10 protein-coding genes are annotated in these 12,146 nt (G+C 35.1%); 6 read left to right on the forward strand and 4 right to left on the reverse strand.

Annotated features, from left to right (window positions below):
* The first annotated feature begins 76 nt into the window (after positions 1-76).
* The 4 genes from B0A64_RS14610 to B0A64_RS14625 all read left to right on the forward strand — a co-directional run bounded on the left by B0A64_RS14610 (position 77) and on the right by B0A64_RS14625 (position 4,496).
* Positions 77-736: a response regulator transcription factor gene (locus B0A64_RS14610; RefSeq protein ID WP_089480257.1), complete on the forward strand. Its 660-nt coding sequence runs from the start codon at positions 77-79 to the stop codon at positions 734-736.
* Between the two features lie 95 nt (positions 737-831).
* Positions 832-2,298, forward strand: a complete 1,467-nt coding sequence (locus tag B0A64_RS14615) for an MFS transporter (RefSeq protein ID WP_089480258.1) — start codon at positions 832-834, stop codon at positions 2,296-2,298.
* 108 nt (positions 2,299-2,406) lie between these two features.
* Positions 2,407-3,669: an alginate export family protein gene (locus tag B0A64_RS14620; RefSeq protein WP_089480259.1), complete on the forward strand. Its 1,263-nt coding sequence runs from the start codon at positions 2,407-2,409 to the stop codon at positions 3,667-3,669.
* Between the two features lie 203 nt (positions 3,670-3,872).
* Positions 3,873-4,496, forward strand: a complete 624-nt coding sequence (locus tag B0A64_RS14625; protein WP_089480260.1) for a class I SAM-dependent methyltransferase — start codon at positions 3,873-3,875, stop codon at positions 4,494-4,496.
* Positions 4,497-4,593: 97 nt separating this feature from the next.
* Here B0A64_RS14625 and B0A64_RS14630 read toward each other — a convergent pair whose 3' ends face one another.
* A complete protein-coding gene (locus B0A64_RS14630; RefSeq protein WP_089480261.1) occupies positions 4,594-5,304 on the reverse strand; it encodes a Crp/Fnr family transcriptional regulator in 711 nt (236 codons plus the stop codon).
* A 180-nt stretch (positions 5,305-5,484) separates the two neighbouring features.
* On the opposite strand from B0A64_RS14630, the gene B0A64_RS14635 reads away from it, so the two are divergent.
* Both B0A64_RS14635 and B0A64_RS14640 read left to right on the forward strand, forming a co-directional pair.
* Complete coding sequence (locus B0A64_RS14635; RefSeq protein ID WP_089480262.1) at positions 5,485-9,000, forward strand: nitrate reductase; 3,516 nt, start codon at positions 5,485-5,487, stop codon at positions 8,998-9,000.
* Between the two features lie 213 nt (positions 9,001-9,213).
* Positions 9,214-10,644 carry a rubredoxin gene (locus B0A64_RS14640; RefSeq protein WP_089480263.1) on the forward strand — a complete coding sequence of 477 codons (1,431 nt, stop codon included), beginning with the start codon at positions 9,214-9,216 and terminating at the stop codon, positions 10,642-10,644.
* A 51-nt stretch (positions 10,645-10,695) separates the two neighbouring features.
* Here B0A64_RS14640 and B0A64_RS14645 read toward each other — a convergent pair whose 3' ends face one another.
* From B0A64_RS14645 to B0A64_RS14655, 3 genes are read right to left on the reverse strand one after another with little or no spacing between them, the layout of a single operon-like run.
* Positions 10,696-11,154, reverse strand: coding sequence for a MarR family winged helix-turn-helix transcriptional regulator (locus tag B0A64_RS14645; protein ID WP_089480264.1), 459 nt, complete (start codon positions 11,152-11,154; stop codon positions 10,696-10,698).
* Between the two features lie 18 nt (positions 11,155-11,172).
* Positions 11,173-11,613, reverse strand: coding sequence for an EVE domain-containing protein (locus B0A64_RS14650; protein WP_089480265.1), 441 nt, complete (start codon positions 11,611-11,613; stop codon positions 11,173-11,175).
* Complete coding sequence (locus B0A64_RS14655) at positions 11,610-12,029, reverse strand: SRPBCC family protein (RefSeq protein WP_089480266.1); 420 nt, start codon at positions 12,027-12,029, stop codon at positions 11,610-11,612. The genes B0A64_RS14650 and B0A64_RS14655 overlap by 4 nt, the downstream gene beginning before the upstream one ends.
* Positions 12,030-12,146: the final 117 nt, after the last annotated feature.

A 12,146-nucleotide genomic window follows, 5' to 3' on the forward strand; every position in this document is an offset into this window, starting at 1 on the left:
CATAAAAATTACGTATATTAGCATCTTCTTTATAGATGAATATACGTAAAAATCAAGAATCAAATTTAAGTAAATTATGAGTACTATCATTCGTGTAGCATTGGCAGACGATCATGTTTTTGTAAGAGATGGAATTAAATCATTACTCGAAAACGAAGCAAATATTGAGGTTGTAGGCGAAGCTATTGATGGTGCAGATGCTCTTGAGGTGGTTGCGACCAGTAAACCTGATTTGCTTGTAGTAGATATTCGCATGCCCAACTTAACAGGTATCGAAGTAGTAGAAAAACTTAGAAGCGAGAACAATAACGTAAAAATTATCATGCTCTCCATGCACGAATCTGAAGAGTATGTATTAAAATCTATAAAAGCGGGAGCTGATGGATATTTACTAAAAGGTTCAAGCAAAGAAGAATTTTTAAAAGCGCTTCATACTGTTGCTGCCGGAGGAAAATATTTTAGCGGTGACATCTCTTCTATCTTAATAAGTCAATTGACAAATTCGTCTGCATCATTAGAACTTAAACAAAATCTAGGCGAAGAAATGATGATTACCAAAAGAGAAAAAGAAATTCTGACGCTTTTATTGTCCGGAAAAGGAAACAAAGAAATCGCCGAAGCTCTTGATATCAGTAAACGTACTGCCGAGGTACACCGTTTTAATTTAATGAAGAAGCTTAAAGTCAAAAACTTAATGGAACTTTCTAATAAAGCAGCCGAATACTCTTTACTGTAAATTACGTATTAATACTTAATTATTTTTGAAAAACTGCGTTTTAGCAGCTTTTAACTACGTTATAGTACTTATTTTTATCAAAAAATATAAGTGCTATGAAAACTACAAACTCATTAACGCAATCTCACAAAATTTTATTTTTGAACACATTGGCATTTACAGTGTGTTTTGCCTGCTGGACACTAAATGGTGTTTTAGTAACCTTTTTGGTCGATAACGGAATTTTTCATTGGAGCGTTGTACAAGTAGGCTGGCTTTTGGGTATTCCCATCCTTACAGGTTCTATTATGCGTTTACCAATTGGTATGCTTACCGATAAATTTGGCGGAAAATATGTTTTTTCCTTACTCCTGCTCCTTTGCTCCATTCCTTTATTTCTACTTCCTTATGCTAACAGTTTTTTTATGTTTGCTTTGCTTAGTTTTTTCTTTGGTATGGTAGGAACAAGCTTTGCAGTGGGTATAGGTTATACTTCGATTTGGTATCCAAAAGAATGGCAGGGACGTGCTTTGGGAATCTTCGGAATGGGAAATGCCGGTGCTGCAATAACTACTTTTTTAGCCCCTTCATTACTCAATCATTTCTCTGTTCAGGATCCTCAAAATGGCTGGAAAATACTTCCTGTTCTTTACGCAATTTCTTTATTGGTAATTGGAGCTGCTTTTCTAATTTTTGCTAAAAACAAAAAAAATGAAAACAATACTAAAAGTGTTTCGCAAATGCTTAGTTCTTTAAAATCAGCCAGAGTGTGGCGTTTTGGAGCGTACTACTTTTTAGTTTTTGGTTGTTTTGTGGCGTATTCGCAATGGTTGTTACCCAATTTTATGAACGTATATCAAACCAGTTTGGTAATGGGCGGTTTATTTGCCACGATGTTTAGTCTGCCATCTGGTGTTATCAGGGCTTTTGGAGGATACTTGTCAGATAAATTTGGAGCCCGAAAAGTGATGTATTGGGTTTTAAGTTCATCTGTGGTTTTGAGCGCCTTGTTAATGATTCCAAAAATGGAAATTACGACTACAGGTCCCGGGGTTTTAGCTACTAAAAAAGGAACTATAACCGCTATAGCAAATAACAAAATTAAAATTGGAGAAACAGATTTTGCAGTTGCGCAAAAGAAAGAAGATACGAGCAAAAATACCCTCTTTCCAACCACTACATCCTGGCAACAAGTGGTGGTCGAAGAAAATCAAACGGTAAAGAAAAAAGAACTTTTGGCCAAAGGAATTACAGTAATCAAATTTGATGCAAATATTTGGGTATTTCTGGTTTTGGTCATTCTAATAGGGATTTCATGGGGAATTGGCAAAGCGGCAGTCTACAAACATATTCCGGAATATTTTCCATCAGAAGTTGGTGTTGTGGGCGGCATGGTAGGTATGATTGGCGGTTTAGGCGGTTTCTTTGGGCCCATTATCTTTAGCTACTTACTAACAGCGACCGGAATATGGTCAAGCTCCTGGATTTTTATCTTGATTTTTTCTACTGCTTGCTTAATTTGGATGCATTATAAAATCACTAAAATTAAGAATGAAAGATTCCTAGCTATACAAAACATCTGAAAAACAAGTAGTTGCAAATATATTTCAGAAAAAAAAAGCAGCAACCATGATCTTTATCATAAAAAAAGGACTACTTTTCCTATAAATTTGCCCTCAAATAAAACAATTATGGAAAAACTTAAAATAATTCTATTCTTATTAGTAGTAGGAACAGGCGTTAACCTTCAAGCGCAGGAATTAGACGTAAATTTGCAATTAAGACCTCGTTTTGAATATCGTAACGGATATAAAACACTTATTCCTGAAGATACCGAAGCAACTTCTCAAATCTCGCAACGTTCAAGATTAAATTTTAATTACAAACAGGATCAATTAACTGTAAAATTAACTTTTCAGAACACCAGAACATGGGGAGATGTCGCTACAACTGCAACCAAAGATATAAATGGTATAGCTGTTTTTGAAGCCTGGGCACAATATGATGTAAGCGAAAAGTGGAGCGCAAGAGCAGGACGACAAGTACTGTCGTATGACAATCAACGTATTATGGGAGAAATCGACTGGTTGCAACAAGGACAAAGTCACGACGCTTTGCTGGTATCATTTCATCCTAAAAATCATCAGCTTGATATGGGATTAGCCTATAACTCTGATGCCGAAAATACGTTTCAGACTCCTTATACAGTAGGCAACTACAAAGCCATGCAATATGCCTGGTATCATACTAAAGTAAGCGATTTGGGAGTTAGTTTATTAGTCCTCAACACTGGTTATGAATATGCAAATACTGACAAAAAATTACTGGTAGATTACAAACAAACTTTTGGTACGTACTTAACGTACAAAACCAAAAAAATTGATAGCAATTTAAGCTTCTACGGTCAAACCGGGAAAAGTGCAAACAAACAAGTTAGTGCGTGGGATGCTGCAATAAATGTTAACTACAATGCAACAGAAACTTTTAAAGCTGGTCTTGGATATGAATATTTATCAGGAAAAAATTCAGATGACAAAAGCACCGTTATCAAATCATTCAACCCTATTTTTGGAACAAACCATGCTTTCAATGGTTACATGGATTATTTTTATGTTGGAGGCGGGCACCAAAACAATGTAGGTTTACAAGACGCTTTTTTGAAATTAAACTACAATGTAAAAAAATGGCAATTTGCCTTAATTCCACACGCATTTTTATCTGCGGCCAACGTAGTTGTTGCAAATGAAAAACTTGATTCTTATTTGGGAACAGAGGTCGATTTTACGACAGGATTTAATTTCAAAAAAGAAATCACACTTACAGGAGGATATTCTCAAATGTTTGGGACAAAAACATTAGAAGTTTTAAAAACTCCCGGATATGCCGGACATACCAACAACTGGGCGTGGTTGATGATTTCTGTAAATCCAAGAATTTTTACCTGGAAGAAATAAATACTTTTTTTTATATTTAATACTATCATTTACCCTTTTCTAAAACTAGAAAAGGGTATTTTTTTTGTATCGGAACGAATCTTTTTTGAGTTTTAATTGGGTATATTTGATCTGGAAAAATAAAAAAGGTTTTACGTTTTAAGACCAAATATCAAGTAAAGCATCAGACGATGTAAACTCAAATCCTAATACAAATTTAATCTATGAACAACACCTGGACAGACCGCTGGAACGATCGCTACAGCAGCGAAGAATTTGCTTATGGCGAAGAACCCAACAACTATTTAAAAGAACAACTGGAAAAACTAAAAACAGGATCAATACTTTTTCCTGCCGAAGGCGAAGGTCGCAACGCAATTTTTGCCGCTAAATCAGGTTGGAAAGTTGCTGCATTTGACATTAGTGCCGAAGGAAAAAATAAAGCACTCAAGCTTGCAGAAGCCAATAATGTGCAAATTGATTATCACGTAGGAGAATTAGAAACTCTTGCTTATAAGGCTGAGCAATTTGATGCTATTGCCTTAATTTATGCACATTTTCCGGCAGAAATTAAAGCTTCTATTCATAAAACACTTAACCAATATTTGCGTAAAGATGGATTTATCATATTTGAAGCTTTTAGCAAAAAACATCTAGAATATCTCGCTATAAATGATAAAGTGGGCGGACCTAAAGATATTGAATCCCTGTTTTCTATTGAAGAAATTCAAGCTGATTTTCCTACTTATGAAATCATTCAATTAGAAGAAAAAGAGATCGAATTAAACGAAGGTTTATTTCATAACGGAAAAGGTTCAGTTATTCGGTTTGTTGGAAAGAAAAAATAAACCCTTTTTTAAAACGCTTTGTAGAGGCACACATAAGGGACAACGCAGTGTGTCTCTGCAAAAAATCATTAAAAAACAAGTAGTATTACTTAAAAATTTAAAGAGCAAAATACTTGTGTTCCATAATTTCGGTACGTAATTGAGGAACATTCAAAATTCCAATCCTTTTTCCCACTGTTTTTATCAGCATTTCTTTTTTAAGATTAGAAATTACACGAATGGCTTGTTCATCTGTTGTTCCTGCAAAATCTGCGATTTCTTTTCTGGAAAGTTCAATATCGATTAGCCCATCGGTTTGACCAAACTTACGATGTATGTACAATAACAAATCGATTACGCGTTCGCGAACATTCATGTGAGCAATTTTTCTAATGTTGTTCTCACTTTTATTCAATTCATCGGCATAGAATAACATTAAGGCATACGTAAATTCAGGAACGTTGAGAAGAATCTCTAACATCGTTTCGTTACTAAAATTGCATAAAACAGTATCTTCCAGAGCAGAAGCGCCAATCAAATATCGTTTGCTTGCTCCAAAGCCGCGAAAGCCTATTGTGTCCCCATTTTTGGTCAGGCGAACAATTTGCTCCCGACCATTTATTCCGGTTTTTATTGTTTTTACTTTTCCTGAACATATAAAATAAAGACCTTGTATAGGAGCTCCTTCTTTTATAAATGGAGTCGATTTTTTGCAAACAAAAGTCTGTTTTTTTAATACATACTCTTTCATTCTTTCTAAGTATAAATGTTTCTTAATAAAACAATTTTCATTGCTACACGTATAACAAATAAGGTGCTCTTCTTTCATGAATCTTAATTTTACTGCATTAAACACTCCGTAGTTGTTCCTCTTCTATTTTAATTCAAAGTAGAAAATAAAACACAAAAATAAGTATTTATACGTAAAAATACTTATTTTTGTTTAGAAATAAATAAGTGATTTATTTAGATATTAAAAGATTTACCAGTCGTAATAAAAAAAGCTGTGATGCAAAATACCAAAATCAAAACTACCTGTTCGTATTGTGGCGTTGGCTGTGGCATAATTGTGACTAAAGATGCCAAAAATGGTGTCATGGTTACGGGCGACAAAGACCATCCGGTAAACAAAGGAATGTTGTGTTCGAAAGGAATGAATTTGCATTACGTAGCCAATGATATTTCGGATAGGATTTTATATCCGGAAATGCGTGGCAGTAAGTCCTACCCTCTGGAACGTGTAAGCTGGGATACTGCACTAGATCGTGCTGCTGCTGTTTTTACTTCTATTATAAAAAAACACGGACCCGATAGTATAGGTTTTTATATTTCAGGTCAATGTTTAACCGAAGAATATTATCTGGTAAACAAGTTGGTAAAAGGCTTTCTAAAAACCAATAATATCGATACGAACTCCCGCCTTTGTATGAGTTCTGCCGTTGTGGGTTATAAAAAAACCTTTGGCGAGGATTCTGTACCAATTGCCTATGATGATATCGAATTGGCCGACACCTTCCTGATTACCGGTGCAAATCCGGCTTGGTGTCATCCTATTTTATTTCGAAGAATAGAAAATCACAAAGAGAAAAACCCAAAAATAAAAATAATCGTTATTGATCCCAGACGCACAGATACTGCTGCGTTTGCTGACCTACATTTGCAAATTATACCGGGATCTGATATTATATTGTACCACGCCATTGCAAAACGTCTCATCGAAAAAGGTCATGTAGATCATGATTTTGTAAAAAATAACACTGAAAATTTTAAACAATATAAAGACTTAGTTTTAAGTACTTCGTTAGAAAAAGCCTCAAAGATTTGTGGCATTTCTGTTAATGACATTAAACTTGCCGCAGACATCATTGGCAAAGCAAAGGGTTTCATTTCGCTTTGGGCAATGGGACTTAATCAAAGCGCTGTTGGTGTCGATAAAAATACCGCTTTATTAAACCTGTCTTTGTTAACAGGACAGATCGGGAAACCTGGTTCAGGACCTTTTTCGCTAACAGGACAACCCAATGCTATGGGCGGACGAGAAGTGGGTGGAATGGCAACACTTCTAGCAGCTCACAAAGACATTGCAAATCCGGAACATCGAAAAGAAGTTGCCGATTTTTGGGGAGTTGATGAAATTTCAGACAAACCTGGCTTAACAGCAACCGAAATGTTTGATGCATTGGAATCTGGCAAAATGAAAGCCGTTTGGATAATCTGTACCAATCCGATGGTTAGTTTACCCGATTCCCGTCGTATCGAAAAAGCCCTGAAAAATGCCAAATTTGTGGTTGTTCAGGATATTTCGCATAACGCTGATACTTCAAAATATGCCGATTTATTATTGCCGGCTGCCGGCTGGCTGGAAAAAGAAGGCACAATGACCAACTCTGAACGTCGTATTTCTTATTTACCTAAAGGAATCAATGCTCCGGGAGAAGCGCTATCGGATATCGAAATTTTAATTCGTTTTGCTAAAAAAATGAATTTTCACGGTTTCAATTTTAACAGTGCCGAAGAAATTTACAAAGAGCATTGCGCGCTGACTAAAAATACCAATATCGACATTTCCTTCTTAAACTATCATCGCTTAAAAACCGAAGGTACATTTCAATGGCCTGTTCCGGATTATGGACATCCGGGAACTCCCCGCCTTTTTACCGATAAAAAATTTTATACCCCATCGCAAAAAGCAATTTTCAATATACCAACGACTATTGAGAATACCTCTGAGCCACCAAGTCCACAATATCCGTTTATCCTAACAACAGGGCGAGTTCGCGATCAATGGCATACAATGACAAAAACCGGAAAAGTATCCCGATTGATGACGCATACACCAAGTCCGGTTTTAGAAATAAACCCCATTGATGCCTTCAAAAATGATATTAAAAACGGAGATCTCGTGGTTGTTTCGAGCAAAAACGGAGAAGTTCGTGTCAAAGCCAAGGTAACAGATTCGATAAAAGAAAAAGTTGTTTTTCTACCGATGCATTGGGGCAAACAACTCGAAAATGATTTGAACAGAACGAACAATTTGACCTTTACAGTCGTTGATCCGGTTTCTAAAGAACCTGATTTTAAATACACTACGATCAATATTCGCAAATATGCAAAACCTTTTCAAAAAATTGCTATTATAGGTGCCGGAGCTGCCGCTTTCAGGTTTATTCAAAACTATCGCGAATTCAATTCAACCGATGAAATTATTATTTTTTCAAACGAAATAAATCCATTTTACAATCGGGTTTTGCTTCCGGAATATATGACGGGCGAATTTAGCTGGGAACAATTATTAAAAGTAAAAGATGGCGAAGCTCTGAATAAGCTAAAAATTACCATGAATGCCGGGGTTGCTATTACTAAAATTGATGCTACTAAAAAAACGATAACAGATAGTCTTGGCGAAACTCATTTATATGATTCCTTGATTATCGCAACCGGAAGTCGTCCCTTTGTGCCTGAAAATGCACAACTTCATCTTCCCGGCCGTTTTACCGTAAGACGCAAGGAAGATGCGGATGGTTTAAAAAAACATCTCGACAGTACTAATTTACCTCCGGAAGAGCAACATGTTGTTATTATAGGGGGTGGTTTATTAGGATTGGAACTCGCTGCAGCCTTAAAACATAAAAAAGTTAAAACAACCATAATTCAAAGAGCCTCACGCTTGATGGAACGCCAATTGGATAGAATCTCCAGTAAATTGTTGGCAGAGGAAGTGCAGCTTCGCGATATTCAGATTTACTTTGATAATGAAGTAAGTACCGTTTTCGAAACTAATAATCCAAATGAGATCGAAATTGCCTTAAAAAGTGGTCGAATTATTACCGCAAATGCTATCGTTTATACTATAGGTACTATTCCAAACATAGAAATCGCAAGAGAAAGTGGCCTTTTGTGCGGTCGTGGCGTCAAGGTCAACCAGTATTTGCAAACCTCAAATCCGGATATTTTTGCTATTGGCGAAATAGCCGAATTCAATAATAAGTTATTTGGTATAACATCTGCCGCAGAGGAACAAGCCGATATTTTAGCCCACTTTTTGGCTGGCGATATCAGCAGTTTTTACAAAGGTTCTGTTTTAATGAATATTCTAAAACTTGAAGATATTAACCTGTGTAGCATAGGCGATATCGAAATTCCGGAAAACGATGATTCCTACGAGGAAATTATCTTTGCTGATCTAAAAAAACGGTATTACAAAAAATGTATCGTTAAGGATGATCTCTTGGTTGGTGCAATTTTAATGGGAGATAAAAATGAATTTGCTGAGTTTAAAACCATGATCGAAAGCAAAATCGAATTATCGGACAAAAGAAATTTATTACTAAGAGGAAGCTCAAATGCAAAACCTGTTTTAGGGAAACTAGTCTGTTCTTGCAGCCAGGTTGGCACCGGAAACATCGAAGAAGTTATAAAAAGTGGTATCACTAATTTTACCGATTTGTGTAAAAATACTGGTGCAGGTCTAGGCTGCGGAAGCTGTAAAACAGAGGTTAAAGAGATATTGGCGAAATGTAAATAGTTTACAGTCGCAGTATTCAGTCGCAGTATTCAGTCACAGTCGCAGTTTTCAGTGCAAACTGAGACTGAATACTGCGACTGAGATTAAGACTGAATACTAAGACTGAGACTGAGACTGAATACTGAGACTGAATACTGCGACTAAGATTAAGACTAAATACTAAGACTGAGAACTGAGACTGAATACTGAGACTGAAACTGAAAACTAAAAAAAATGGAACTAACCAGATTAATAATAAAAGGAGGCGTGATTTCGCCTGGAGAACTAAAAGAAGTAGTCAACATGGCGCGGGATCAGGGTTTAGACTCTATTTCATTTGGTTCAAGGCAGGATATTATTTTCCCAAAAGGGTTTAAATCTTTGGATAAAGAGAAACTTGGCAAACACCATTTTGTTTTTCCGGAACAAAAAAGTGGTAATAATATTGTTTCTTCTTATGTTTCGACCGATATTTTTAGAAATACCAATTGGCTTACAGGCAATAAATTTCTATATATTTTAGAACAATTCAAGGAACAACCAAGATTAAAAGTCAACATAACAGATCCTAAACAACAGTTGGTTCCCTTGTTTACGGGGCATCTTAATTTTATCGCTTCAGAGCATGAAGATTATTGGTATTTGTACCTTAGATTACCCAAATGGGAACGCATGGAAGTATATCCAATTTTGATTTACAGTTGGGATATTGCACAATTTTATTATGAAATTGAAAAGATTACAGCTCAGGAATCTCTTGGTATCGATATGATTTTTGCACTGGTTAGCGAAGCATTAGACACCAATAACAGAACAATTGATAAGCCGCTAAATATTCCGTTTTATCCCTTTCCGTATTATGAGGGCATGAACAGAATGGGAATTGATAAGTATTGGCTGGGTTTGTACTGGCGAAATAACCTGTATGATTTAGATTTTCTCAAAGAAATGTGTGATTTGTGTTTTGATTGCAAAATTGGAAAAATATGCATTACACCCTGGAAATCTTTTATTATAAAAGGAATTCCAAAAGATCGAAAACTCGAATGGGAAAAGTTTTTAGGAAAAAGAGGCATCAATGTTCGTCATTCATTACTGGAACTCAATTGGCATTTGCCTGTTGCGATGGAGTGGGCTTTAAATCTTAAAACGTACCTTGTCAGGACCCTTGATCAATTTGACATCAGTACATACGGATTAACTTTTGGTATCTCAGAGTACAATCGTGACGGGCATTATTTTACTTCGATTATAGTCGAAAAAAATGAATTGCCAAAAGCATTAGCGTCCATTAAAATAAGGGATACTTATAATGTTTTATATGCTAAGAATTTCGATCCCAATACACGCGAATATATCGTGCATTCGCAGGATATTGACAAACTCGAACTACCAACCATCTTAATTGAGCTGAGCCGTAAATATTTTGAAGAACTTGGGAACTCTGTTTTTGAAACAACAGAAAATCTGCTAAAAAAAGAAAAACCACAATTAGATATTTATCAATGTCAGGAATGTTTAACGCTTTATAAACCAGAATATGGAGATCAAAGTCAAGGTATTCCCAAGGGTGTTTTATTTACTGATTTAGCAGCGACTTATTGCTGTTCTTTGTGTGAAGCGCCAAAAACTAATTTCAAAATTTTAGAAGTTGTACAAAATTAATTGCTGTTCTTCTACTCTGGAAAATCCAATCATAAGAAGAAGAACAGAAATTTACTTTTGCTCTAATACCGCAATTAAATTTTGATTCAACTCTTTTGTTTTTACTCCTGCAACAGAAAAAAAATTTCGATCAAAATCTTCTACCGTTACAATAGCTTTTTTGATAACTTTTTTTCCTAAATCTGTTAGTACAACTACTTTTGCTCTTGTATCTGTAGCATGTTCTTGTCTTGCAATAAAACTTTTTTGCTGTAAAGTTCTTAAAACTGTAGAAGTAGTCATTGGGTCAATTTTAGTGTGCGACGAAAGTACAATCTGCGTAACTTCTTGTTTATGAAGCATAAGCCAATGTATACTTGCCATCAATACAAATTGCGAATGGGTTATATTATGTTCTTCCAACGCTTTTTTGATTTCACGTTGCCAAAGATTTGTTACCTGCCACAACAAAAAACCAGAACTATCTTCCGGTTTTTCAACACTAAATGTATTATCCTCTGCTTTACTCATTTTTACTTTTTTAATATATTATTCGGCAACATTTCTTTCAGAAATCATTTTTGAAGCTATAAAGTTAAAATCATTTTCATTGATTTCAAAAAATCCATAACGAAACGGGTATCCCCACGATTTTTTATTAGGGATAAACTCCAGATTTTCAATTAACGGAATTATCGAAACTTCGTTCGATACCATAAATTGAATATTTCGTCTAAAAGGTACAAAATCCTCTGTCATCTTAAAAGCATACACTTCATCATCACCTACTTTTCCTATGGCAGTAAAAGCCTGACACTTTTCATTTCCTTCCATCGTAATTTTAGAAGAGTAAATTAAAATATAATCTTCTTTTTGCATTCTTTTCAAAGGCCCTTGTTTTCCGTGACAAACCTGTATAAAACCACCATTTATTGCTCTTTGTGCATGCTCTTTTGAAATCGTTGCGATCCAGTATTTTTTTGTTCTCATAGTTTCGAAGCTGCTTTAATTTGTTCCTGAACATCAACGGGCAAAGCATCGACAATTTTTTTAGCCACCAATTTTACCCAAAGAAAACCTAGTAATCCTTTTACAGTTATACTATTTGTAATTTTTAATCCATCGGGAGTTTCTTCAAATAAATGTTCGTCATACATTTTTGCTAAAGGAAAATTAGTAACATCAAGAAATCTTTTATTTGCTACAACTTCCAATAATTCAACTTTTACATTCGGTCCCCCTTTTGGTCGTAGTAAAAAATGATTTCCTTTTTCAAAATTGCCTTCTAACTTGGCATATTCAATTCCTGTATCCCAAGTATGCCAATTATTTACATCTGCAAATAAATTCCACATTTGTTCCTTGGTTACCGCTTTTGTTAGCACTGAATGAGATTTTGACCACATATTTTTTTATATTTAAAATTAATAAGTGCAAATATAGTATGTGTACTTATAATAACAAATAATTTTACCTTTTTTTTTATTCATTTTTTTTAATAATCGAAAAACAAAGGATAATTA

Origin of the sequence: Flavobacterium araucananum (assembly GCF_002222055.1) — a bacterium.
Classification (GTDB): domain Bacteria; phylum Bacteroidota; class Bacteroidia; order Flavobacteriales; family Flavobacteriaceae; genus Flavobacterium; species Flavobacterium araucananum.

Excerpts from the sequence above, each read along its gene's own strand:
- B0A64_RS14610 (WP_089480257.1), top strand. The coding sequence starts at position 77 with ATGAGTACTATCATTCGTGTAGCATTGGCAGACGATCATGTTTTTGTA.
- B0A64_RS14615 (WP_089480258.1), top strand. The coding sequence starts at position 832 with ATGAAAACTACAAACTCATTAACGCAATCTCACAAAATTTTATTTTTG.
- B0A64_RS14620 (WP_089480259.1), top strand. The coding sequence starts at position 2,407 with ATGGAAAAACTTAAAATAATTCTATTCTTATTAGTAGTAGGAACAGGC.
- B0A64_RS14625 (WP_089480260.1), top strand. The coding sequence starts at position 3,873 with ATGAACAACACCTGGACAGACCGCTGGAACGATCGCTACAGCAGCGAA.
- B0A64_RS14630 (WP_089480261.1), bottom strand. The coding sequence starts at position 5,304 with ATGAAAGAAGAGCACCTTATTTGTTATACGTGTAGCAATGAAAATTGT.
- B0A64_RS14635 (WP_089480262.1), top strand. The coding sequence starts at position 5,485 with ATGCAAAATACCAAAATCAAAACTACCTGTTCGTATTGTGGCGTTGGC.
- B0A64_RS14640 (WP_089480263.1), top strand. The coding sequence starts at position 9,214 with ATGGAACTAACCAGATTAATAATAAAAGGAGGCGTGATTTCGCCTGGA.
- B0A64_RS14645 (WP_089480264.1), bottom strand. The coding sequence starts at position 11,154 with ATGAGTAAAGCAGAGGATAATACATTTAGTGTTGAAAAACCGGAAGAT.
- B0A64_RS14650 (WP_089480265.1), bottom strand. The coding sequence starts at position 11,613 with ATGAGAACAAAAAAATACTGGATCGCAACGATTTCAAAAGAGCATGCA.
- B0A64_RS14655 (WP_089480266.1), bottom strand. The coding sequence starts at position 12,029 with ATGTGGTCAAAATCTCATTCAGTGCTAACAAAAGCGGTAACCAAGGAA.